The organism is Nonomuraea sp. NPDC049624 (assembly GCF_040675255.1).
Taxonomy (GTDB): domain Bacteria; phylum Actinomycetota; class Actinomycetes; order Streptosporangiales; family Streptosporangiaceae; genus Nonomuraea.
This window is the reverse complement of the sequence record NZ_JBFAOR010000010.1, coordinates 140595-162616: the sequence shown is the minus strand read 5'-3', so window position 1 is coordinate 162616 and position 22022 is coordinate 140595. Positions and strand designations below refer to the sequence as shown.

The window sequence follows — 22022 nt, the reverse complement described above, 5'->3', positions numbered from 1 at the left end:
TCCTATTCGAAACGCGCGTTGTCGGGCGAGGTCATGCGCCGCAGCAGCGGCAGGACGGTCGAGATCACCAGCAGGGAGGCCACCAGCCCGCCGCCGACGCCGGCGAAGTACGCGGGCCCCGGCATCGCCAGGGAGGCCCCCTTCATGGCGAGGGCGTCGATGAACGGCGCCGCCACCCCGAACCCGGCCCCGGCCGCCACGACGGCCGCCAGGACGAGCGGCAACGCCGACTCCAGCAGCACGACCGCGCCCAGGGTGCGGCCGGGGGTGCCGGCCAGCCGCAGCAGCGTGAACGGCTGGCGGCGTTCCACCAGCCCGCCGCCGACCGCCACCAGCAGGCTGCAGCCGCCGGCGAGCAGCGTCAGCGCGACCATGGCCAGCGCGACGTTCTCGGCCTGCGTGTAGAGCGCCGCCCGGACCTGGGCGACCTCGTCGAACGTCATCGGCGGGCCGGTGCTCTGCCCGGCCAGCAGGGTGCGGATCTCCTCCAGCGTCGCCGGGTCGGCCATGGTGACCAGCACGGAGGCCAGATTGAGCCCGTCGGCGGAGACCGGCTCGCTGCCGGGCCCGGCGAGGGGGATCAGCTTGTCGATGGTGAGCGGGTTGTCGGCCTCCACCACCCGGTCGAACCGTCCGGCGACCGCCCGCGCGCCCGGCGGGCACTGCCCGAGCGCCGGGAAGCGGGCCAGGTCGGCGCACTCGACGACCGCGCGGGGCGGCGGCGGCCGCTCGGGGTCGATCACCCGGTCCTCCGCCTCCTCCTTCGCGGCGTGGATCGGCAGCACGCCGACGCCCGGATACGCGCGCAGCCGGGCCACCAGCTCGGCCCCGGCCTGCGGCGACAACCCGCCGCCGCCGAGGTCGCCGAGCGGGGCGCGCAGCACGCCGGACAGCGTGCCGCCGGCCACCGCCCGCTGGCCGTCCACCACGGCGGGCACGATCCCGGCGATCGCCGTCCCGATGAACACCGCGAGGACGAGCCCGCTCACCGACCTGAAGGCGGCCTTCGGGTCGGCGGCCAGCCGCCGGGCGGCCAGCAGCGTCGCCGCTCCGCCGGTCAGCCGGGCGGCCAGGCGGGCGGCCAGCATCGTCAGCCAGGGGCCGGCCAGGATGAGCCCGATCATGATCAGCGCCAGGCCCGCCGAGGCCGGCCCGGCGTCCGGCTTGCGGTCGTCGGTCTGGAACATCGGCACCGCGAACAGCGCCAGCCCGGCCAGCAGCGGGATCGCCCGCCAGGCGCGCGGCGGCCGTGGGGCGCCCTTCCTGAGCGCGCCCAGCGGCGAGATCCGGACCCGGCGCAGCGACCACAGCGCGCTCACCCCGGCCAGCAGCGGGACGCCGGCGAGCACGGCCGCGTACTGCCAGGCGGCCGGGGTCACCGTGTCGGGGAAGAACCGGGAGCCGGTGACGCGGATGCCGGCGACGGCCGGACGTACCAGGAGGAAGAGCACGATCCCGGCGAGCGTGCCGGTCAGCGCGCCGAGCGCGGAGTCCACCGCGGCGAACAGGTTGACCTGCCGGGACGTGCCGCCCACCAGCCGGATCGCGGCGAAGCGCGCCTCGCGGCGGGCGGCGGCCAACCGGGTGGCGGTGTTGACCAGCACCAGCAGCGGCAGCAGCAGCCCGACGGCCGCGATCGCGAACCCGAAGTGGTAGACGTCGGCGTCGCCGTCGACGGCGGGCTCGTCGGCCGTCGTGTCGACCTGCCGGGTGCCGCGCAGGGCGGCGACCTGCTCGGGCGTGCGGCCGATCACGATGGTCAGGTCGTCGGGGCCGGTGAGCGCGGCGCGGCCGATCGTCCCTGCCCTCGTGCCGGGGAAGCGGTCGGCGAGCTGCGCGCGCGGCGCCGAGTCCAGCAGCCCGGCCAGCGCCGGGGAGACGTAGTACTGGCCCGGCGCGGGCATGCGCGACAGCCCGGGGACGACGGGAGCCTGACCGCCGAGCGCGGCGGCGTCGAGCCGCCTGATCGGGCGTCCGGCGTAGTAGTCCTCGTGGTAGTTCCACAGGGCGCCGGTGGCGGTGGCGTCGAGGGCCCAGCCGCTGGGGGCGGTGCCGCGGGTGCACTCCCAGCAGGTGCGCTCGCCGGCCGTCTGGAAGGCGTTGAACAGGGAGAGCGTGGCCAGCAGCACCGTCACGCCGACCGCCACGCCCGCGACGATCAGCGCGAGCCGGGCGGCCGCCTCCCTGCCTCCGGCCAGCGACAGCCGCAGGCCGAGGGCGATCACCGTACGACCTGACCGGCGAAGGGGTCGGTGAGCCGGCCGTCGCGGACGATGACCTCCCGGTCGGCGCAGGAGGCGACGCGGGCGTCGTGGGTCACCACGAGCACGGTCGTGCCCTCCTCGCGCGCCAGGCCGACCAGCAGTTCCATGACGTGCTCGCCGGTCAGCGAGTCGAGCGAGCCGGTCGGCTCGTCGGCGAACAACACCCGCGGCCCGGTCACCAGCGCCCTGGCGATCGCCACCCGCTGCGCCTGCCCGCCGGACAGCTCGCCGATGCGCCGCCCGCCCAGCTCGGCCAGCTCCAGCCGCTCCAGCCAGCCCGCCGCCCGCCGGTACGCCTCCTTGCGCCCGGTACGCGCGAGCAGCAGCGGCAGGGCGACGTTGTCGGCCGCGGTGAGCTCCGGCACGAGCTGCCCGAACTGGAACACGAAGCCGAACGCGGTGCGCCGCAGCCGGGTGCGCCGGTCGTCGCTCATGGTGTCCAGGCGGCTGCCGTCGAACCACACCTCGCCGCTGTCGGGGGTGAAGATCCCGGCCAGGCAGTGCAGCAACGTCGACTTGCCCGAGCCGCTCGGGCCCATGACCGCCACGATCTCGCCCGCCGCCACCTCCAGGCTCGCCTCCCGCAGCGCCGGGGTGCGGCCGAAGGAGCGGCTGATCCCGCGGGCCTCCAGGATCACGACGACCCCCGCACCAGCTCGGCCAGCGCGTCCAGCCGCGCCTGCGTGACGTCGATCCAGCGCAGGTCGGCTTCCAGGTGGAACATGCCGTGGTCGGCGAGCAGCGCGTCGGCGAGCGAGTCCCCTCGCTTGATCTGCGCGAACTCGCGCATGCGCCGCAGGTGGGTGGCGCGCTGGAGGTCGAGGTAGGCCGCCGCGTCGCGGCCCAGCATCAGCGCCAGCACGACCTTGGTGAACAGCACGGTCTGCAGGTACGGCTCGGCCGCGACCGGCTCGCTCAGCCACGCCTCGACCTCACGCGCGCCGACGGGGGTGATCGCGTAGCGCTTGCGCTCGGGGCCGTCGCCGGGCTCGCTCTCCCCAGCGGTGACCTTGCCGTCCCTAGCCAGCCGGCCGAGGGTGGAGTACACCTGGCCGAAGGGCAGGGACTTGCCGCGGCCGAAATAGGTGTCGTAGTCGCGCTTCAGGTCGTAGCCGTGGCTCGGCTCCCGCTCAAGGAGTCCGAGCAGCGCAAGAGGAACGCTCATGCTCCCGCACTATATACCGAGGGTATATACGGGGGGCATAATCGCGTCGAGCTCGGTCGGCGTCCCTCGGTCGGCGTCCCTCAGGAGGTGGCGCTGGGTGACGGCGTGGGGCGGTGGTCGCCGTGCCGGGGGCCGCCCTTGTCGCCGTGCCAGTCGCCGTTCCTGTCGCCGTTCCGGTCGTCCCAGCGGTCGTCGCCGTGGGGGTGCCGGCCGCGGCCGTCGCGGGCGGTCACGTCGTGGACGGTGACGGCGGTGGCCGTGCCGCCGGTGACCTTGGCGCTGACCATGACCTTCTGGCCGGTCTTGATCGCGTCGATACCCTGGTCGCGGTTGATCCGGGTGCCTGCGTCGACGACGTACTGCTTGGTGTAGCCGTCCGCGCTCTTGACCGTGACGGAGTTCTGGCCGACGGCGGTGACGTCGCCGTACTGGGTGGCCACCGTCACGTACGCGCCCTGCCCGTCGGGCACGACGAACTCGCCGTGGACGGGCGGGCCGCCGAACCCGCGCCCCCAGCCGCGTCCCTTGTCGGACGGCGAGCCCGGCGGGACGGCCGACGGGCTCGCCGCGGGCGGGGGCGTCCCGGTGGGCGACGGCGCCGGCGAGAGCGCCGAGGCGGCGGCCACGCCGGCGCCGGTGGCCAGGACGACCGCGGTGGTCGCGGCGAGCAGTACGGAGCGGGGGAATCGGCGCCTGGGCGGTTCGTGCTCCAGGGTCTCCGCCTTGCCGAATCCGTCAGGCCCAGAGGTCATGGTCTTTCCTCTCCATGGGATACAACACCACAACCCTGCCCCGAACCGCCTAAAACGGTCGTAAACGCCCATCGACCTGCGGCCCGCGTCCCCGCGCGCGGGCCGCGGCCGCGTCAGGAGGCCGAGACGCGCACGAGCGCGCGGTCCCCGTCACGCAGGACGGCGATCCGGGTGCCGGTGTCGGGCACCTTCACCCCGAGCTGCGGCAGATCGGGGTGCCAGTAGACGCCCCGGTGGTCGTCGAACACCGGAACGCCCGGACGCGCCGGGAACACGGCGGGAACGCCCGCCGAGTGCAGCCGCAGCCGGTCCGTGCGGGCATTGCCGAACGGCGCGTCGAACACCTGGAGCCGCGCCCCGGCCGCCGCCCCACTGGCCCAGCGCAGCGGCTCGGGCCGGGCGTCGACGGGCAGGATCATGCCCTCGCCGGGGTGGTCGCGGGTGGTGTTGTCGCCGTACCAGGCGTCCCAGAGCCAGATGAGCACGCCCTGCTGGTACGGGTAGTGCTCGACCCGCTGGCTGCCGGTCCACCCGAAGTTGTACGGCCCGGTCCGCAGGTAGGCGTTGTACCCGGTGTAACGCCGGTTCTCGGCGAGGTAGGCCCGGGAGAAGCGCTGCACGCCCACCTCGCCGCTGCGGGCGAAGCCCACCGCCGTCCACTCGTCCTCACCCTGCTCGACGTCGTCGGCGAACACGCCGGGCACCTGGACGTCGTCCAGCCGGAAGCCGGACTCGGAGGTGTTGGAGTCGGTCGAGTAGCGGAAGCGGAACCAGATCCTGCCGCCCGCGTACGGGCTCAGATCGTAGGCGATCTCCCGCCAGTCCGAGCTTCCGGTGAGCGGCTGCCCGACCGGCGTCCAGGCCGCGCCGTCGCGGGAGACCTCGGCGTACAGGAAGTCGTAGCCCTGCTCGATCGCGTAGGCCGCGTGCGCCCTGAGCGTCGGCTCCGTGGCCCGGGAGAGGTCGATCTGCCGGGTGAGCGTCTGCTCAAGGTTGTCGCCCTTGCCGCTCCACCACTGCCACTCCCCCTGGTACGGCCGGCCCAGCGGGGTGCTGATCTCGCGCGCCGGCAGGTCCACCACGAGCCCCTGCGGATCACGGGTGTTGTAGGAGCCGACGCCGAGGGTGTGCGTGGAGGGGGTGGCGGCGCGGGCCCGGTCGTAGGCCAGCCAGCCGAGCTGGAGCTTGCTCCAGGCGTCCAGGTCGCCGGCGTACTCGCCGAGCGGGCCGGTCCGCGAGCTCAGGTAGGAGCCGGACGACATCAGCGACCAGAAGTTGACCGAGTTGTCGCCGCCGCCCGCGTACAGGTCGGGCAGGCCGAGGTCGTGGCCGAACTCGTGGGCGGTCAGGCCGACGCCGCTGTTCTCGCCGACCGTCAGGTAGTCGCCGACCCAGATGCCGGTGTCGCCGATCTGGGTGCCGCCGTTGCGGTTGCCCTCGGGGCCGGCCTGGCCGCGCTCGGGCCAGTAGGCGAAGTAGCGGTGGGCCCAGACGGCGTCCGCGCCCTGCGCGCCGCCGCCCCAGGTCTCGTCCACGCCGGCGTGCACGACCTGGTAGTGGTCCAGGTAGCCGTCGGGCTCGTCGAAGTCGCCGTCGTTGTCGTGGTCGTAGCGGTCCCAGACGTCGTACTTGGCCAGTTCTGCGCGGATCTGCTCCACCGTCCTGCCCTTGGCCTTCTCGGCCTCGTACCAGGCGTTGGCCGAGTCGCGGACCAGGTCCCAGTTGTTCCAGCAGATGCCGCCCTCCTCGGGGGCGCACCGGTCGCTGCCGTAGCGGGCCTCGTTGTACGGCACGCGTACCCAGTCGCTGACGTAGCCGTCGAGGTCGTAGCGGCCGGAGGACTGGAGGCGGTAGTAGTCGCGCAGGGAGTTGCCGCCGGTGGCGAAGTAGGACTTCGCGTAGGAGGCGCGGTCGAAGTCGGGACGCCAGAGGGTGTGGTTGTCGTCGGTGCCGCGCGGGTCGGGGATCGCGTTGTGGCGGGGGCCGGGCTGACCGCCGTACTTGATCTGGCCGTCGATCTTCGTCTCGTTGTCCACCTTGTCGCCGAACTCGGCCAGGACGACGAAGACCTGGTCCTTGCGCTCCTGGGCGAGCTCGACGTAGCGGTGGCCGACCTTGACCGAGCGGCCGGGCCGCGCCTTGGCCGCCGCCGCGTCCGGGGATAAGACGCCTTCGACGGCCTGCCTGCGCAGCGCCGCCTGCTCGCGTTGCTGCGGGCTGAGCGGGGAGATCTCCCTGCTCACCTTCTTCGCGGGCGCCGCCGCGGGCTCCGCCGCGGCGGAGACGGAAGGGACGCCGAGCGCGGCGATCGCCAGGAGGGCGGCCGCCGCGGAGAGAGTGATTCGCATGGCATGTAACATGTCACACTTCAAGTCTCCCGTCTCTACCTCCGGCCGATCTTCCGGGGAGGCAGATTGCGTCACTCGACGATCAGGTTGACCGGGATGTTGCCGCGGGTGGCGTTGGAGTACGGGCAGACCAGGTGGGTGGCCTCGACCAGCTCGCGGGCGACCTCGGGGGCGATGTCGTCGGGCAGCTCGACGCGGAGCGTGGCGTCGAGCTGGAACCCGCCCGCACCGTTGGGCGACAGGCCGATCTCCGCCGTGACGGCGGCGTCGGAGACGTCGATCCGCTTCTGCCCGGCCACCAGCCGCATGGCCGAGGCGAAACAGGCGGCGTAGCCGGCGGCGAAGAGCTGCTCGGGGTTGGTGCCCTCGCCGTCGCCGCCCAGCTCCTTCTGCAGGGCCAGCTTGACGTCCAGCCTGCCGTCGGAGGAGACCGCGCGCCCGTCGCGGCCCGCCGAGGTGGCGATGGCGGTGTACATGCTCATGACCGGTTGCCCTTCGCTCTATCAGACAGACCTGTCTGTCTAGTTCGTTGAGCCTGAGACTAGACAGGTCTGTCTGGTAGCGTCAAGGGGTGAGCGCAGAGACGGTGAAGGAACCCCGCCCGAGCCCGGCCCGCACCCGGGTCCTGGAGACCGCGGCGCGGCTGTTCTACGCCGAGGGCGTGCACTCGGTGGGGATCGACCGGATCATCGCGGCGGCGGGCGTCGCGAAGGCGACCTTCTACCACCACTTCCCGAGCAAGGACGAGCTGGTCCGGGCGTACATCGCCGAGCAGGGCTCGATGCAGCGGGCCATGGTTGACACGCTGCGCGCTGACTCACCCCGGGAGACGCTGACGGCCGTCTTCGCGTTCATGTGCGAGTTCGGGTCCGGCCCGGGTTACCGCGGCTGCCCGTTCGTCAACACGGCGGCCGAGTACCCGGATCCGGCGCATCCCGTACGGAAGGCCATCGCCGAGCACCGGCGCTGGCACCGCGACCTGTACCGCGACCTCCTGGCCGCCGACGGCCACGCCGACGCCGAACGCACCGCCGACATCCTCCTCCTGGTCAGGGACGGCCTGGTAGTGGGCTTCGACCTGGACGACCCGGCCACCGTCCGCACCACCGTCCAGGAAACCCTGACCCGCATCCTCCCCCCTGACCCACCCCACCCCCGAGACGGCGACCACAGACGCGCAGCGAATTCGAGGCCAGAGCCGGAAGCCGAAGCCCGAGGTCGGACGCTAGAGCCAGGACCGGGCGCCTGAACCATGGGTCGAAGGCGGGGACCGAGGGCCGGGAAGCGCGCCGCGCCCTTCGCGAGCCCACCTTGACATTCCCACGCTCACATCCCTTCGCCTTCGGCGACCCTCGGCTTCTGCACCCTCCGCCTTCTGCGCCTCCCGCGCTCATCCGCCCGCCCCCTCAGCACCCTTGGCGCCCGCCGCGCCCTCCGCGTTCTCCGGGCCTTTCCCCCTCCATCCCCTTCGCTCTTCGCGCCCGAGGCTGCTGAGCTGCGGTGATGGGTGGGGTGGGTGTGGGAGGTTTTGTGCTTTGTGGGTAGTTTGTCTGGTATTAGTGGGCAGCGCCGTTGCTCTCCTACCACCGCTTACGAGGCAGTCATGTCGTTGTCCCGAAATATCAGGAGATGTGTGGCTGCGGCGGTGGCCGCCATCCTCGCTCTGCTCACCGCCTCCCCCACGCCCCCGGCGTCCGCCGACACCCCGCCGGCCCAGCCGAACATCATCTTCTTCCTGGTGGACGACCTGTCCGCCGACCTACTGCCCTACATGGACACGGTCCGCGGGCTCGCCGAGGGCGGCACCACGTTCACCGACTACTACGTGTCCGACTCGCTCTGCTGCCCCTCCCGCGCCTCGATGTTCACCGGCCTGTTCCCCCACAACACCGGCGTACGGACCAACCAGGGCTACGACCGCGGCGGCTACGAGGCGTTCGCCCGGCACGAGGGCCGCACCTACGCCGTCCCCCTCCACCAGGCCGGCTACCGCACGGGCTACCTGGGCAAGTACATCAACGAGTACCCGGCCCGCCCCGGCTACCAGGTGCCGGACGGCTGGGACGAATGGCACGTCTCCGCGGGCGGCGGCTACAACGAGTTCAGGTACCAGCTCACCCGCTACATCAGGGAGGAGTCGGGCGACCGGCGCCCGATCGCCCCCTCCAGGGGCGACTACCTGGTCGACGAGCTGGCCCAGCGGGCGACCGGCTTCATCGAGCGCTCCCGCGAGCACGCCCCCGGCAAGCCGTTCTTCCTCCAGGTCTCGCCCTTCTCCCCGCACAACCGGGTGGACGTCAGGCCCGGCGACACCGAACCGCGTTTCCCGCCCGCGCCGCGCGACCGTCCGAAGGACCGCTTCCCGGACGGCGAGTTCCCGCACGGCGACTGCGGCGGCCCCGACTGCGCCGGCATCGACGTGACCGCCCTGCCCTCCTTCGACGAGGACACCGCCGACAAACCCTCCTGGGTCCGCCGGGCCCCGATCGAGGCCAAACGCGCCGAGGAGCTGCGCGAGGACTTCCGTGACCGGATCCGCATGGTCCAGTCGGTCGACGACATGGTGGGACGGGTGTTGTCCACGCTCACCGAGCCCGAGCGCCGCAACACCTACGTCGTGTTCGCCAGCGACAACGGCTTCCACCTCGGCCAGCACCGGCTGGTCCGCGGCAAGTCCACCGCCTACGACCACGACGTACGGGTCCCGCTGCTGGTCAGGCGGCCGGTCACCGGAGAGCGCGACCGGCTGGTGAGCGGCGCCATCGCCCAGAACGTGGACCTGTTCGCGACCTTCCTCGACATGGCCGGCATCGCCCCGGCGATCCGCGACAGCCGGGACGGCCGCAGCCTGCTCCCCCTCATCCAGGGCCGGCAGGTCGCGGACTGGCGGCAGGCGGCGCTGGTCGAGCACGTCAAGCCCGACCCGCGCACGCCCGGCAGGCCCGACCCCGACGCCGACCGGCTGAGGCAGGGCAACGCGCAACCGCCCACCTACAACGCCGTACGAACCGCGGGCGAGCTGTACGTCGAGTACGAGAACGACCCGAAACCCGAGTACTACAACACCGTCACCGACCCCCGCCAGGAGTCCAACGACCCCGGCAACGCCCGGACGGCGTACCTGGCCGGAGTCCTGCGCGGGCTGACGACGTGCGGCAGATCGGGCACGCCCGACTGCTGGACGGCCGCGCACCTCCACTGAGGCGTACAGCAGAAGCTGAGCCGTACGGCAGAAGCTGGGAACGTACGGCAGAAGTTGACCTCCTTCGGTCCGGCGGTTGACGCGCCGGCCGCCGGTCCCCTCGTAAATTGGGGCGGTCGGGAGCCCGAACCGAAGGAGAGCGATGCGGTTCACGTCCGCCCTTGCCGGATTACTGATGTTCGCAGGCACGTTCGCAGGCACGGGGGTGGCGCAGGCGGCGCCCGCACCGGCGGCCACCCAGTCGGCCGGGTGCGCGGCCGTGCTGCCCCGGCCCGACGGCCATGGCATCACCTGCGTCGACGTACGACGTCGCCCGCAGAGCGACGGCTCGGAGCTGCGGGACGTCACGATGACCTCGACGGCGATCTTCCAGGCGTCCGGCGGCACCCCGGTCATCGACCCGCTGTCGCGCCCGATCAGCGTCCGCGTCTACCTGCCGAAGGACTACGACCCCTCGCGCGCCACCCCCTACCGGGCGCTCTACCTGCTCAACGGCGGCGGCGACAACTACGACTCGTGGACCACCAAGGCCGACCTGGTCTCCCTCGTCCGCAAGGCGGGCTCCTTCGACGGCATCGTGGTGATGCCGACCGGCGGGATGACCGGCTGGTACGCGGACTGGGCCGGCCGTACGGACGGATATTTCGCACCGAAGTGGGAGACGTACCACATCGACCAGCTCATCCCGTGGATCGACGCCAACTTCAACACCGTCGCCGACCGGTCAGGACGCGGCCTGGCGGGCCTGTCCATGGGCGGCTACGGCACGCTGCGGTACGCGGCCGCGCACCCCGACGTCTTCTCGGTGATCGGCGCGTTCTCGCCCGGCATCGACCTGCGCGCCAGGCCCGCCCAGCGCACGATCTCCGACTCCATGTGGCAGTCGGGCGCCGCGATCGAGCTGACCGACCTGGGCGAGTTCCGCGTCAACAAGTACGACAACGGCAGCCCGCTGCCCGTCCTCGACCAGGAGGTGCAGCGCCGCTACCGCCTGGACACGCTGTTCGGCCCGCACACCACCACGGTCTTCCACGGCCGCACGGTCGACGACTGGCCCGCCGCCAACCCCGCCGACCTGGTCACCCAGGGCAGGTACGCCCCCTATGACGGGCGGCTGGCCCTGTACGCCGGCGGCTGCGCGAGCCTCCCGCGCGTCCCGGACGGCACCGAGCCCGCCCCCGCCGCGTGCGGCTACGACACCAGGGCGAGCGACGACGCCGCAGGCGTCAGCGAGCCGATCCTCGGCGCGTACGCGAGCGAGTTCGACGCCACGCTGACCGGCCTCGGCGTCGGCCACCGCTACTGCTACAGCAGGGGCGGCCACGACTGGAACGCCTGGTCGGCCTACCTGGTCGACTTCCTCCGGTACGCCTACGGCGCCGCCCCCGCCCGCTGCCCCGCACTCTGACGCCTCAGCCCGCTTCCAAGTCGGCCACAAGTACCGGCCGGTAGTCCTGGACCGGTGACGAACCATCTTCCGACCCGCGTCCTGACCGCCCTGGGCGCCGCCGTCCTCACGCTGACCGCGCTGAGCACGGCGGCCGCCGCCGACACAGCCGCCGACACCGCCGCCGATCCCGCGAGCTGGAGGTGGGGCGCCCTGCACTCCACCGACGGCCTGGCGACCGCCCGGGGCAAGGTCGTGGCCGGCCAGTCGGGGCTGGCCGTGACCGGCACCCTCGACGACGACCGCGGCAAGGACTGCTCGTGGGTGCTGATCAGGTACCAGAGCGCGAGCAACGGCCGCTGGCGCACGCACGGCGTCTACAACTGCCTGCCGGGCACCGGCTCCTTCCGCAAGAACGTCGGCGGCGCGCTGCAGATCCGGGCGCAGGTGTGCCGCGGCAACGGCGCGCGGCCCGTCGGCCGGTGCTCACGATGGCGGACGATCTACACCCAGGGCGGCTGACGGCCGCCCCGCCGTCCCCCGGGCGTCAGTCGGCGCGCTTCTTGCTGGCGATGATGTAGAGCACCAGCTCGCCGCAGGCGCGGCAGACCGTCCTGTCCCCGTCGGCGCCCAGGTGGGCGGGCACGGCCCGCGCGCCGCAGAAGGCGCACGGCCGCTCCACCGGCTCCCGCTCGCCCCGCATCGCCCCGGCCGTCGCCAGCAGCGCGCAGCCCAGGCAGAGCGAGACCGACTTGCCGACGACGAGATCGGCGGGGTCGGGCGTCGAGCCGCAGAATCCGCACTGGAACACCGCCGTCACCCCGATCCAGTCGCTCGGGCGCGCGTGCTCGCCGGACAGGACCATTCGCAGGATGCGCAGGCAGCGGCCGGCGACCTCGTCCGTGACGCCCGCCCGCTCAAGTTCGGCCCGCAGCTCCGCGCGCGCGCCGGGGTCCTCGGGCGGGAGCGCCTTCAGCAGGCAGAGCAGCGCCTCGTCGAGCGCGCGCAGGGCCTCCGCGGCGGAGGCGACGAGATCACTCATGCCGCGCCGCCGGCGAGCGGCGGTCCCGGAATGCCAGGCGCTTCCTCGCGCCCGGTCCATTTGCCTGTGCGACTTATGCGTAATATCGCGACCGGCCTCCGTCGCGCGTTATCGCCGACCGCATGGGAAACGCTTCCCGGCGATGACCGTTCTAGAATTCCGCACCACCCCGAGTCAATGGACGGGACCTCCGGGCCGAAGGGCATGAATTCATGCGCCCGGAAATCGGCGGCGAACTCGGGGCGGCCGGCGCGAAGGAGCGCCGTGGCGCCGGGCGCTGGCCTCATCTGCTCAGCCCCTGCCACCACCCGCCAAGAACCCGCAGTTCACGGCCATGTTCCGGCGCTCGGCGGGCACGCCGGCAGGCGCCCCGGGGTGTCGAGTATTCGCATCCTTAAGCAGGGTCACGCATTCCCCCATTTCCGGCGGAGGCGCAAGCGCCCCTTTCGCGGCCATCATCGCCCCGGCCCAATAAAGCGTCAACGGGCGACGGCCCTACATTTTCCCTATATTGCGGCGTGGCGCCGTCTTGCGCGCCCCGGGTTGTCCCGGCACGCTGGCAGACGTGGCGGATAACCGTACTGGAAAGAGCCGCGCGCGAGCGGCGCGCAGATGGTCGGCCGCGCCGCGCAGCCAAATGTTCAGCCTTCCGGAAATCCTCGCCAAGATCGCCGACCCCGACGTCGAGGCGCCCGGCGACCCGGAGCTGCGTGACTTGTTCGAACGCGACCAGCACGACCGGCGCGACGGCGTGCCCGGCGACGGCGGCGAGCGCGGCCTGGCCCGGCGGGCACGCTGCATGGAGAAGTTCGCGGCCGGAGAGGTGCGCTCGCCGGGCGACTACTACCACCTGGCCGCGGTGATGCAGCACGGCGGGCTGGCCGAGCACTACCACCTGGCCTTCGAGCTGGCGCGGCGGGCGGCCGGCGCCGGTTGCCGGCCCGCCCGCAGGCTGGCCGCCTCGGCCCTCGACCGGTGGTTGCTGCAGATGGGCCTGCCCCAGCGGTACGGCACCCAGTACGTCGACATCGGCGGCCGCTGGTGCCTCTACCGCGTCGACCCCGTCACCACGGACGCCGAACGCACGGTCTGGGACGTCCCGCCCCTGGCCGAGGCGCTGGCCCGGGCGGAGGAGATGAACCACGCCGACGGCCTGGGCTGACGTCCGCACCTGAAGGGCGAACGGCCGCCCGCGCCGCCTCTCATCAGAAACCGGACACGACCTTTGCCACTGGTTTTCCCGGAATTCCCGGGCCGCGGCGGGCCGGCGGGCGAACCTGACCATGACATGTTCCCGTCCCGGTCGAAACAGGCAGGTTCCCATGGTCAGACGGGCTCTCGGGGCGCCGGTCCCGCTCGCTCTCTCGCTGGTCGCCGTTCTCGCGGTCGCGCCGCCGGCCCAGGCGGTGACGCTGGAGGAGAAGCTCGCCGCACTCTCGGGGTTCACGCAGCCCACCGCGTCCAGCGCCGAGGCCTGGCGGGACGCCTGGGCCGACCAGGGGTCGTGGGCCGACTTCGACTTCGACTGGTCGAGCGACGGCTGTACGAGCAGCCCCGACCAGCCGCTCGGCTTCGACTTCTCGATCCCGTGCCGGCGACACGACTTCGGCTACCGGAACTACCAGGCCGTCGGCGACTTCCCGGCGAACAAGGAGCACATCGACAAGGCGTTCTACTTCGACCTCAAGCAGGTGTGCACCCAGTACTCGCTCTTCCGTCAGCCGAGCTGCAACGCGCTGGCCAAGCTGTACCACCAGGCGGTCCGCCACTACGGCACCCCTCGCGGCACCGGCGGGGAGATCGTACGCGTGCCGGACAGGGACGCGCTAAGGCAGCAGGGCCCCGCTGAGCCCGCAGACGGCGGTGACAAGATGTTCGCCCAGAGCCCGCCAGGATTCTTCGACTGAACCGGCGGCGGCGTGGCCGGCCGCCAGGTCGGCCTCCAGCTCGGCGCTCATGTGCACGACGAGCAGCCGGATCATCGCCGCCTGCCGCTCGGACAGCTGGCGCTCCCGGTCGCGCATCGACGGCGGGCGCAGCAGCTCCAGCCGGCGGAACGAGGGCGTGCTCAACGTCACCCGCGCCGTGTACTCGCGCAGGGACGGCTCCACGACGGCCTGGGCGAGGAACCGCCCGTACCAGGACGGGGTGCCCAGCTCGATGTGGTGCTCGATGCTCGGCGCGATCGCGCACGTGATCCAGTCGCGCAGCGACACCTCGCCCGACGTCTCCAGCGCGGCCACCATCGGCAGGCGGTGCCGGTCGACGGCGGCCGCGTGACGGGACAGGATCGCGTGGATCAGCTCGTCACGGGTGCTGAAGTGGTATTGGACGGCGGACTTGTTCCGCTGGCCCGCGGCCTCGCGGATCATCCTGATCGACACGTGCGCGAAGCCGTGCTCGGCGTAGAGCCGCTCCGCGGTCTGCATGATCCTGTCCTTGGCCCGGATCGAGCGGGGAGACGGCGCGGCGACCGCCGTACTGACGTCCATGACCGGTCCTCGATCTCGTTTCCACCACCGTCCCCGAACGCTATCCCATGCCACCGGCCGAGGTCAGGGGGTCACCAGGTGACCCACACGTCCTGGAGGCCGCCGGACAGGCCGCCCGTGCGCAGCCGCAGCTCGGCGGGGTCGTCGCGGAGCCGCAGGCCGGGCAGCCGCCGCGCCAGCAGGCCCAGGACGACCTGCAGCTCCAGCCTGGCCAGCGGCTGGCCGAGGCAGTAGTGGCGGCCGGCGCCGAAGGTGAGGTGCTGGCTGCTGTTCTCCCGGCGCGGGTCGAACCGGTCGGGGTCGGCGAACTTGGCCGGGTCGCGGTTGGCGGCCGGGATGTTGGGGATCAGCGTGCTGCCGGCGGGCACGGTGATCTCGCTCAGCTCGACGTCCTCGGTGATGAACCGGGGCACGCCGCCGATGGCCGACAACGTGCTGTCCAGCCGCAGGACCTCCTCCACGGTGCCCGGGATCAGGTCGGGGTCGTCGATCACGGCCTCGTAGCGCTGCCGGTCGGACAGCAGCATCGCCGTCATGATGGCGATCATGTTGGACGTGGTCTCGTGCCCGGCCAGCAGCAGCCCGCGCACGGTGGCGATGAGCTCGTCCCGGCTGAGCCTGCCGTCCTCGGCGTCGGTGATCTGGGTCAGCTCGCTGAGCAGGTCGTCGCCGGGGTCGGCGCGGTTGCGGTCGATCAGGTCCGACACGTACGCGTTGAACTCCCGGTAGGCCGTGTCGACCTCCTCCTGCGTGTTGCGCGTCAGGGTCAGCATCGTGCGCGACCAGTGCGCGAACTTGTCCTGGTCCGAGCTCGGCGCGCCGACCAGCGCGCAGATGACCCGTACCGGCAGGGGCAGGGCCAGGCCGGACGACAGGTTGCCCGGGGAGCCCTTGGCCAGCATGGAGTCTAGGAGGTCCTCGGCCATGGCCTGGACGCGGGGGCGCCAGACCTCCATCTTCCTGGCCGTGAACCAGCGGCTCAGCAGGCGCCGCCAGCGCATGTGGCCCTCGCCCTCGCCGATGTCGCCGGCGCCGTCCTTGCGGCGGTTGAACAGGCCGCCGTCCTCGGTGGTGGACAGCCGGGCGGCGCCCTCGCGGGCGAGGTTGCGGCTGAAGCGGGGGTCGGCCATGACGGCGCGGGCGTCGTCGTACCGGGTCACCAGGGCCGCCACGTCGCCGCTGGGCAGGCGTACGTGGGCCACGGGGCACTTCTCCCGCAGGTCGGCGAGTTGTGGGGGCGGTTCCAGCGCCGTGGGGCGGTCGAAGGGGAAATCGGGGATCGCGTCAACGGTCATGCGTCCTCCAGCTTGAAAGCCCGACACATCGGAATATAAGGCGATCGACTTATTTGAGGCAATCGTCTTGACTGGATGGATTACTTCGGGTGCGGGAAATCTACCGAGGCGTTGCCTCCCCTTGAGGAGCCGCGTGGGCGCCGAGCTGGTACGCATCGGATTACCGCGATGCGTCGATGGCTCACTATGCTCGCATCCATGGCGGAGGCTCCACTTTTGACCGATTCAGAGCTGTCCGAGGCGTTGCGGGCGTTGGCGAACCCGACCCGGCTGCAATTGCTGTCGTGGTTGCGGGAGCCGGAGCGCCACTTCTCCCTGGAGGGGGCGATCGCCGACCCGGTGGAGGTCGGGGTGTGCGTGACGCACATCCAGGCCAGGGTCGGGCTCGCGCAGTCGACGGTGTCGGCGTACCTGAGCGAGCTGCAGCGCGCGGGGCTGGTACACGCCACCCGCGTGGGCAAGTGGACGCACTACAAGCGTGACGAGCGCCGCATCGCCCAGCTCGTCGCCACCCTCGGTCGCACCCTGTAGAAGCCGCTCCCCGCCGAGCCCCCCGGACGACAGAGGTCGGTTTTCATATATCGACATTTTGCGATATGTCTATGCTTCTGAGGATCGACACACGATGAGGGGATGTCCCATGGGCACCATCGACGGCCTGGATCTCGGCACGTTCGGGATCTACACGTTCGACTTCGAGCACGTGCCGGCCGCGCACATGCGCGAGTCGATCCAGGAGCTGGAGGAGCAGGGGTGGCGGGCGTTCTGGATGCCCGAGCTGCTCGGCCGCGAGGCGCTCACCCATGCCGGCTTCCTGCTGTCGTGCACGCGAAGGATGCACATCGTGAACGGCATCGCCCAGATCTGGGCCCGCGAGGCCAGGTGGACGTACGGCGCCGCCCTGCTGCTGGCCGACGCCTACCCCGACCGGCACGTGCTCGGCCTGGGTTTCGGCGGCGCCCCCCGCCCCGGGACGACCCCGCTGACGGCCATGCGGGCCTACCTCGACGAGCTGGACGAGCTGGAGACCGTCAACCCGGCTCCCAAGTCGGGCGTGCGCCGCCTGCTGGCCGCGTACGGGCCCAAGATGCTCGAACTGGCCCGCGACCGGGCGGCGGGCGCCCAGACCTACCACGTCAACGTCGCGCACACCGCCGAGTCACGGCAGCTCCTCGGGCCGGACGCGTTCCTGGCCGTCGAGCATCCGGTGCTGTTCGAGACCGACCCCGCCAAGGCCCGCGCCGCCGCCCGCGAGCACCTGCGCCCCTACCTGAGCACGCCGTACAACGTGGCGAAGTTCCGGCGGCTCGGGTACGCGGAGGACGAGATCACCGGCGGCGGCAGCGACCGCCTGGTGGACGACTTCGTCTTCTGGGGCGACCTGGACACCGTCGTCGGCAAGCTGCGGGCCCACGTGGACGCGGGCGCCGACCACGTGGCCGTGCAGGTGATCGGGATCGAGCCGGGCCGGACGGCGATGCCCCACTGGCGCGAGCTGGCCGGCGCCCTCTCCCCCGGCCGCGCCTGACCGCCGCCTTCGATATACAAACGATCGGTCGTTAATATAGTTTGGCGGCATGACGTCCGAGACCGGCCGGTGTGCCGCATGCTGACCTCACGCTGGATCCCCGGCCCCGAGAGCGACCGGCCGGGCCCGCTGGTCGCCGCCCTGACGGACTTCCGCCTGCGGCGGCTCCGGGACCTGCCCGGCATCGCCCGGCACGGCCGGTCGTTGAGCCGCCACTGGCCCGGCCTGCCGGGCGCGGTGGGCATGTGGCTCTGGGCGGATCTCGCCGGCCGCCGGGTCGGCTCGCTGTCGGTGTGGCGGAGCGAGGATGATCTGCGGGGGTTCGTCCGGTTGCCCGAACACGTCACGATCATGCGCGCCTACCGCGACCGGGGCACCCTGCGCTCCCGTACGTGGCCGGTCGACGCCCTCGACCGGAGCGCCCTGCTGCGGTCGTTGCGCTGACCCGCCGGTCGGTCCGGCCGGCGGGCCGGATCATGGCGGACCGTTCCGCGGGCACGCTAGTGTCGGGCGGGAACGGCAGCCGGAAGGCGGGGACGGATGGCGTGGGCAGCCCGGGTGGTCGCCGTCGTCCTGGCCGTGGTCTCGCCGGTGCTGGTGCTCGCGGCGGTCCTGCTGTACGCGGCGCTGCCGCCGGAGTGGCGGCTGCCGGAAATCTTCAGCCCGCTGGCCGCGGCGGGGGTCACCTTCCCGGCCTTCAGCGCGTTCCTCATCGTGCACCGGCCGCGGCTCAGGCTGGCGTGGCTGATGTGCGCGGGCGGCCTCGGCGGCGCGGTCAACACCTTCTGCCAGTCGGCGATGCTGGCCGCCGCGGCGGACGGGGATCTCGCGCTGGCGGGGATGCTGAGGTTCCCCGCGCAGGCCGGCTGGGCGGTGTCCGGGCTGCTGCTGGAGATGCTGCTGCCGCTGTACTCCCCCGACGGCAGGCTGCCGTCGCGGCGCTGGCGCCTGGTGGTGCTGCTCGGCGCGGTGTCGACCGCGGTGGAGCTGACCCACATGTTCCTGCGTCCCGACCCGCCGGCCGAGGGTTATCCGCTGCCCGCGGTCATCCCCAACCCGTCACAGGTTCCGGAGCTGGCGCCGATCTGGCCGGTGGTCACGGTGGTGGCCTGGACCGGCATCCTCTCGACGCTGCCGCTGGCGGCGTGGTCGATGGTGCTGCGCTTCCGCCGGGCCGACCCGGTCGTGCGGCGGCAGATCGGCTGGCCGCTGTTCTCCTTCGGCGGGTACATCGTCTTCATGCTCGCCGGCGTCGTCGTGCCGGAGCTGTACTGGTTGTCGATCGGGTGGGCGGCGGTCATCCCCGTGTCGATGGTGATCTCGGTGACCCGCTACCGGCTCTACGGCATCGACACCGTCGTCAGCCGGACGTTCGTCGCCGCCGGGCTGCTGGCCGTGGTCGGCGGGGTCTACTTCGGGGTGGCCACGCTGTCGAGCCTGCTGGTGTCGGGGTACCACCAGGTCGCCGGGCTCGCCTCCGCGCTGCTCACGGGCGCGTTCTTCCAGCCGTTGCGGCGGGCGCTGCAACGCGCGGTCGACCGCCTGCTCTACGGGCCGGTGGGCGATCCGCGCGTCCTGGCCGAGCGGCTGGCGCAGGAGGTGCGCCGGGGCGATCCGGCGCAGGCGCTGGCGGCGGTGGTCGGCGTGCTGCGCGAGGGCCTGGCGGTACGCGGCGTCGCCGTCGAGGTGACCAGCGGCGAGCCGGGCCACCCGGTCAGCGTGGCGAGCACCTCGCGCGGGCAGGTCGGCGACTCCCCGCGCGAGGTGCCGCTGATCTGGCACGGCGAGTGGGTGGGCCGGCTGCTGGTCGGCCCGCCCGCCGCGCGCCGCTTCGCCGCCGCGCACGACGAGCGGGTGCTGGACACGCTGGTCCCGTACGCGGCCGACGTGGCCCACGCGGTCCGCCTGGCCGCCGACCTGCAACGTTCGCGCGAACGCATGCTGGCCGCCCGCGAGGAGGAGCGCCGCCGGCTGCGCCGGGACCTGCACGACGGCCTCGGCCAGACGCTCAGCGGGCTGGCGATGACCGTCAACATGGCCCGGCTCAGCCTGAAGAGCTCGCCGGAGGCGGCCGACGGGCTGCTGCGCGAGCTGCGTACCGGCATGGACGCCGTCACGGGCGACCTGCGGCAGCTCGTCTACGGCCTGCGCCCGCCCGCCCTGGACGACCTGGGCCTGGCCGCCGCCGTGCGAGCGCTGGCCGCGCCGGACGGGCCGGCCGCGGAGGTGATCGCCGAGGGCGACCTGACCGGCCTGCCCGCCGCCGTCGAGGTGGCCGTCTACCGGATCGCGCAGGAGGCGCTGACGAACGTGCGGCGGCACGCGCGGGCCACCCGCGTCCGGGTCGAGCTGCGCCGCGAGCCCGGCGCGCTGCGCCTGCTGGTCGCCGACGACGGCCGTGGCCTGCCGCCCGAGCACCGGTCCGGCGTCGGCCTGACCTCGATGCGCGAGCGCACGGCCGAGCTGGGCGGCATCTGCCTGGTCAGCGGTGAGCCGGGGACGGGCACCACGGTGGAGGTCATGCTCCCTGTCCAGCCCTGACCGTGCGCCTTACCGGGCGGACACCCTCCTGTCACATAGAGTGCTGGACGATCACTTTCGGTAACTCCCATGGAGGTGTCCATGAAGCTCATGGGCCGTATCACCTGCGCCGTGGCCGGTGGCGCGCTGCTGGCCGTCGCGCTCACCACCCCGGCCACCGCCGACTCGCTGGCCGCCGGCGGGCCCGTCGGCGCGCTGCTCCAGCCGGTGCTGGACGTGCTCAACGCGGTCAACGACACGTCCACCCTCGGCGCCCTGCTGCCCGGCGGCATCATCACCGCCCGCTGACGCTCGCCCTCCCCCCGGGGCGACCGCGCACTGCCGCGCGGGCCCGGCCTGGGCGTACCGTGGTTCGCGGCGGTCACGGCGGAGGGCGGGGAGCAGCGTGCAGGGGTGGGAGCCGTCCACTGTCGTCAGTGACGAGCTGGTCGATCCGTCGCCGGTCGCCGCGCTCGCGGCCCTGTTCGACGACGGCGTGCCGGTCCCGGGGCCGGGCGCGGAGCTGCCGCCGCTGTGGCATTGGGCGGCGCTGGCGCGCTGGCCCGTCTCGTCCGTGCTGGGGGGCGACGGGCATCCCGTACGCGGCTCGTTCCTGCCGCCCGTCGGCCTGCCGCGGCGCATGTTCGCCGGGGGCGAGGTCGTGTTCCACGAGCCGCTGCGGGTCGGCGAGACCGTACGCAGGCAGAGCACGGTGGAGTCGGTCACCGAGAAGTCCGGGCGCTCGGGCCGGCTGGTCGTGGTGGTCGTACGCACCCGCCTGACCGGCCAGGACGGCGATCCCCGGCTGGAGGAGCGGCAGGACCTGATCTACCGGGAGGCCGGGGCGCCCACCGGCCCGGCGGCGGCGGCCGAGGAGGCCGTGGCGGCGCGGGCCGCCGGTTCCCCCTTCCGCAGGGCGGGCGCCTGGGAGTGGCACTTCGACACCGATCCGACCCTGCTCATGCGGTTCTCGGCGGCCACCGCCAACGCCCACCGCATCCACTACGACTGGCCGTACGCCACCCGCGTGGAGGGTTATCCCGGCCTGGTGGTGCACGGGCCGCTGATGACGCTCGCCCTGGCCGAGACGCTGCGGCTGGAGGGGCGTCCCGAGCGGGTGACCCGCATCGCGCACCGCAACATCCGGCCGCTGTTCTGCGGGCGACCGGCGCGGCTGCTCGGCCGCAGGACGGCCGACGGCTTCGCGCTCGACCTGGCCGGCCCCGAAGGCGCGACGACCGGCCCGCACACCACCCTGACCGTGACGGCCCGGTAAGCGCCGCCCCCGGCCCTGGGGCACCACCCTGACCGTGACGGCCCGGTAAGCGCCGCCCCCCGTCCTCGGGCACCGGCCTGACCGTGACGGCCCGCGCGGGCCCGTCAGGGGGTGATGACGTGTTCGGCGAGCTCGCGGGCGGCGGCGGCCGGGTTCGTGCCGGGGCGGGTCGCGCCGACGGCGAGGGTGCCGTCGATGAGGATGAGCAGCTGGTCGGCGGCACGGTCGGGCTGCGGGTGGCCGAGCGCGGCCAGCTCGCGCGCCAGCAGCCCGTGCACCTGCCGGCGGTAGTCGCGGGTGATCTCGTGCGCGGGGTGGCCGGGGTCGGTCAGCCCGAGGTCGGCGGCCAGGTAGCGGCAGCCGTGGAACCCGGGCATGGCGACGATCTCGCCGATCCGGTCGAAGACGGCCAGCAGGCGCTCGCGCGGGTCGTGGCCGGCGGCGTCCATGGTGCGGCGGTAGTCGGCGGCGTCGGCGTCGGCGGCCGACCTGAGCACCTCGACGATCAGGCCGTCCTTGCCGCCGAAGTGCTCGTACAGCGAGCGCCGGGCCACGTTCGCGGCCTTGAGCAGGGCGTCGACGCCGACGTTGACGCCCTGGCTGTAGATCAGCTGGTCGGCGGCCGTCAGCAGGCGCTCCCGGGGGCCCGGTCCCGTACGAACTGTCATGGATCCAGGTTGCCACGGGTTGACGAGTAGATCAACCGGTCGATATACATAGATAGACCGATCGATCTACCCCGCTTCCTTCT

The 22022-nt window shown here is 72.8% G+C and carries 22 protein-coding genes; 12 read left to right on the top strand and 10 right to left on the bottom strand.

Annotated features, from left to right (window positions below; translation table 11 throughout):
• Nucleotides 1–2: 2 nt before the first annotated feature.
• The 6 genes from AB0J76_RS37250 to AB0J76_RS37225 form a co-directional block, all read right to left on the bottom strand.
• Nucleotides 3–2225, bottom strand: a complete 2223-nt coding sequence (locus AB0J76_RS37250; RefSeq protein WP_352328446.1) for an FtsX-like permease family protein — start codon at nucleotides 2223–2225, stop codon at nucleotides 3–5.
• The gene (locus tag AB0J76_RS37245) at nucleotides 2222–2902 is read right to left on the bottom strand and encodes an ABC transporter ATP-binding protein (RefSeq protein WP_352328447.1); all 681 of its coding nucleotides are present in this window, start codon (nucleotides 2900–2902) and stop codon (nucleotides 2222–2224) included. The genes AB0J76_RS37250 and AB0J76_RS37245 overlap by 4 nt, the downstream gene beginning before the upstream one ends.
• Nucleotides 2899–3429 (bottom strand): PadR family transcriptional regulator, encoded by a 531-nt coding sequence (locus tag AB0J76_RS37240; protein WP_352328448.1) that lies wholly within the window; start codon nucleotides 3427–3429, stop codon nucleotides 2899–2901. The genes AB0J76_RS37245 and AB0J76_RS37240 overlap by 4 nt, the downstream gene beginning before the upstream one ends.
• Before the next feature lie 80 nt (nucleotides 3430–3509).
• Nucleotides 3510–4181 carry a hypothetical protein gene (locus AB0J76_RS37235; RefSeq protein ID WP_364392360.1) on the bottom strand — a complete coding sequence of 224 codons (672 nt, stop codon included), beginning with the start codon at nucleotides 4179–4181 and terminating at the stop codon, nucleotides 3510–3512.
• A 113-nt stretch (nucleotides 4182–4294) separates the two neighbouring features.
• Complete coding sequence (locus tag AB0J76_RS37230; protein ID WP_352326631.1) at nucleotides 4295–6529, bottom strand: immune inhibitor A domain-containing protein; 2235 nt, start codon at nucleotides 6527–6529, stop codon at nucleotides 4295–4297.
• Between the two features lie 71 nt (nucleotides 6530–6600).
• Nucleotides 6601–7011: an organic hydroperoxide resistance protein gene (locus tag AB0J76_RS37225; RefSeq protein WP_352326629.1), complete on the bottom strand. Its 411-nt coding sequence runs from the start codon at nucleotides 7009–7011 to the stop codon at nucleotides 6601–6603.
• An 89-nt stretch (nucleotides 7012–7100) separates the two neighbouring features.
• Between AB0J76_RS37225 and AB0J76_RS37220 the strand changes: the two genes are divergently transcribed.
• From AB0J76_RS37220 to AB0J76_RS37205, 4 genes are all read left to right on the top strand, one after another.
• The gene (locus AB0J76_RS37220; protein WP_352326628.1) at nucleotides 7101–7778 is read left to right on the top strand and encodes a TetR/AcrR family transcriptional regulator; all 678 of its coding nucleotides are present in this window, start codon (nucleotides 7101–7103) and stop codon (nucleotides 7776–7778) included.
• Nucleotides 7779–8162: 384 nt separating this feature from the next.
• On the top strand, nucleotides 8163–9731 hold the full coding sequence (locus AB0J76_RS37215) for a sulfatase (RefSeq protein ID WP_352326626.1): 1569 nt from the start codon (nucleotides 8163–8165) through the stop codon (nucleotides 9729–9731).
• A gap of 142 nt (nucleotides 9732–9873) precedes the next feature.
• Nucleotides 9874–11139, top strand: coding sequence for an alpha/beta hydrolase-fold protein (locus AB0J76_RS37210; RefSeq protein ID WP_352326625.1), 1266 nt, complete (start codon nucleotides 9874–9876; stop codon nucleotides 11137–11139).
• 54 nt (nucleotides 11140–11193) lie between these two features.
• Complete coding sequence (locus tag AB0J76_RS37205) at nucleotides 11194–11640, top strand: hypothetical protein (RefSeq protein ID WP_352326623.1); 447 nt, start codon at nucleotides 11194–11196, stop codon at nucleotides 11638–11640.
• 25 nt (nucleotides 11641–11665) lie between these two features.
• Here AB0J76_RS37205 and AB0J76_RS37200 read toward each other — a convergent pair whose 3' ends face one another.
• Nucleotides 11666–12160 (bottom strand): hypothetical protein, encoded by a 495-nt coding sequence (locus tag AB0J76_RS37200; RefSeq protein WP_352326621.1) that lies wholly within the window; start codon nucleotides 12158–12160, stop codon nucleotides 11666–11668.
• 637 nt (nucleotides 12161–12797) lie between these two features.
• Between AB0J76_RS37200 and AB0J76_RS37195 the strand changes: the two genes are divergently transcribed.
• Together AB0J76_RS37195 and AB0J76_RS37190 are read left to right on the top strand one after the other, a co-directional pair.
• A complete protein-coding gene (locus AB0J76_RS37195; RefSeq protein ID WP_352326620.1) occupies nucleotides 12798–13322 on the top strand; it encodes a hypothetical protein in 525 nt (174 codons plus the stop codon).
• A gap of 160 nt (nucleotides 13323–13482) precedes the next feature.
• Complete coding sequence (locus AB0J76_RS37190) at nucleotides 13483–14067, top strand: phospholipase (RefSeq protein WP_352326618.1); 585 nt, start codon at nucleotides 13483–13485, stop codon at nucleotides 14065–14067.
• On the opposite strand, the gene AB0J76_RS37185 is transcribed toward AB0J76_RS37190, so the two are convergent.
• Complete coding sequence (locus AB0J76_RS37185) at nucleotides 13987–14652, bottom strand: helix-turn-helix domain-containing protein (RefSeq protein ID WP_352326617.1); 666 nt, start codon at nucleotides 14650–14652, stop codon at nucleotides 13987–13989. The genes AB0J76_RS37190 and AB0J76_RS37185 overlap by 81 nt on opposite strands.
• Before the next feature lie 71 nt (nucleotides 14653–14723).
• Nucleotides 14724–15947: a cytochrome P450 gene (locus AB0J76_RS37180; RefSeq protein ID WP_352326616.1), complete on the bottom strand. Its 1224-nt coding sequence runs from the start codon at nucleotides 15945–15947 to the stop codon at nucleotides 14724–14726.
• 216 nt (nucleotides 15948–16163) lie between these two features.
• Between AB0J76_RS37180 and AB0J76_RS37175 the strand changes: the two genes are divergently transcribed.
• The 6 genes from AB0J76_RS37175 to AB0J76_RS37150 all read left to right on the top strand — a co-directional run bounded on the left by AB0J76_RS37175 (nucleotide 16164) and on the right by AB0J76_RS37150 (nucleotide 21271).
• Complete coding sequence (locus AB0J76_RS37175; protein WP_352326615.1) at nucleotides 16164–16478, top strand: metalloregulator ArsR/SmtB family transcription factor; 315 nt, start codon at nucleotides 16164–16166, stop codon at nucleotides 16476–16478.
• Nucleotides 16479–16587: 109 nt separating this feature from the next.
• Nucleotides 16588–17475, top strand: coding sequence for a TIGR03620 family F420-dependent LLM class oxidoreductase (locus AB0J76_RS37170; RefSeq protein ID WP_352326613.1), 888 nt, complete (start codon nucleotides 16588–16590; stop codon nucleotides 17473–17475).
• 78 nt (nucleotides 17476–17553) lie between these two features.
• The gene (locus tag AB0J76_RS37165) at nucleotides 17554–17919 is read left to right on the top strand and encodes a hypothetical protein (protein WP_352326612.1); all 366 of its coding nucleotides are present in this window, start codon (nucleotides 17554–17556) and stop codon (nucleotides 17917–17919) included.
• A gap of 96 nt (nucleotides 17920–18015) precedes the next feature.
• Nucleotides 18016–20016, top strand: coding sequence for a sensor histidine kinase (locus AB0J76_RS37160; protein WP_364392349.1), 2001 nt, complete (start codon nucleotides 18016–18018; stop codon nucleotides 20014–20016).
• Between the two features lie 81 nt (nucleotides 20017–20097).
• Nucleotides 20098–20304 carry a hypothetical protein gene (locus AB0J76_RS37155; RefSeq protein ID WP_352327767.1) on the top strand — a complete coding sequence of 69 codons (207 nt, stop codon included), beginning with the start codon at nucleotides 20098–20100 and terminating at the stop codon, nucleotides 20302–20304.
• Nucleotides 20305–20401: 97 nt separating this feature from the next.
• On the top strand, nucleotides 20402–21271 hold the full coding sequence (locus AB0J76_RS37150) for a MaoC family dehydratase N-terminal domain-containing protein (protein WP_352327768.1): 870 nt from the start codon (nucleotides 20402–20404) through the stop codon (nucleotides 21269–21271).
• 104 nt (nucleotides 21272–21375) lie between these two features.
• On the opposite strand, the gene AB0J76_RS37145 is transcribed toward AB0J76_RS37150, so the two are convergent.
• Complete coding sequence (locus tag AB0J76_RS37145) at nucleotides 21376–21939, bottom strand: TetR/AcrR family transcriptional regulator (RefSeq protein WP_352327769.1); 564 nt, start codon at nucleotides 21937–21939, stop codon at nucleotides 21376–21378.
• Nucleotides 21940–22022: the final 83 nt, after the last annotated feature.

Excerpts from the sequence above, each read along its gene's own strand:
- AB0J76_RS37240 (WP_352328448.1), bottom strand. The coding sequence starts at position 3,429 with ATGAGCGTTCCTCTTGCGCTGCTCGGACTCCTTGAGCGGGAGCCGAGC.
- AB0J76_RS37235 (WP_364392360.1), bottom strand. The coding sequence starts at position 4,181 with ATGACCTCTGGGCCTGACGGATTCGGCAAGGCGGAGACCCTGGAGCAC.
- AB0J76_RS37230 (WP_352326631.1), bottom strand. The coding sequence starts at position 6,529 with ATGCGAATCACTCTCTCCGCGGCGGCCGCCCTCCTGGCGATCGCCGCG.
- AB0J76_RS37225 (WP_352326629.1), bottom strand. The coding sequence starts at position 7,011 with ATGAGCATGTACACCGCCATCGCCACCTCGGCGGGCCGCGACGGGCGC.
- AB0J76_RS37210 (WP_352326625.1), top strand. The coding sequence starts at position 9,874 with ATGCGGTTCACGTCCGCCCTTGCCGGATTACTGATGTTCGCAGGCACG.
- AB0J76_RS37200 (WP_352326621.1), bottom strand. The coding sequence starts at position 12,160 with ATGAGTGATCTCGTCGCCTCCGCCGCGGAGGCCCTGCGCGCGCTCGAC.
- AB0J76_RS37195 (WP_352326620.1), top strand. The coding sequence starts at position 12,798 with ATGTTCAGCCTTCCGGAAATCCTCGCCAAGATCGCCGACCCCGACGTC.
- AB0J76_RS37190 (WP_352326618.1), top strand. The coding sequence starts at position 13,483 with ATGGTCAGACGGGCTCTCGGGGCGCCGGTCCCGCTCGCTCTCTCGCTG.
- AB0J76_RS37185 (WP_352326617.1), bottom strand. The coding sequence starts at position 14,652 with ATGGACGTCAGTACGGCGGTCGCCGCGCCGTCTCCCCGCTCGATCCGG.
- AB0J76_RS37180 (WP_352326616.1), bottom strand. The coding sequence starts at position 15,947 with ATGACCGTTGACGCGATCCCCGATTTCCCCTTCGACCGCCCCACGGCG.
- AB0J76_RS37170 (WP_352326613.1), top strand. The coding sequence starts at position 16,588 with ATGGGCACCATCGACGGCCTGGATCTCGGCACGTTCGGGATCTACACG.
- AB0J76_RS37165 (WP_352326612.1), top strand. The coding sequence starts at position 17,554 with ATGCTGACCTCACGCTGGATCCCCGGCCCCGAGAGCGACCGGCCGGGC.
- AB0J76_RS37160 (WP_364392349.1), top strand. The coding sequence starts at position 18,016 with ATGGCGTGGGCAGCCCGGGTGGTCGCCGTCGTCCTGGCCGTGGTCTCG.
- AB0J76_RS37155 (WP_352327767.1), top strand. The coding sequence starts at position 20,098 with ATGAAGCTCATGGGCCGTATCACCTGCGCCGTGGCCGGTGGCGCGCTG.
- AB0J76_RS37145 (WP_352327769.1), bottom strand. The coding sequence starts at position 21,939 with ATGACAGTTCGTACGGGACCGGGCCCCCGGGAGCGCCTGCTGACGGCC.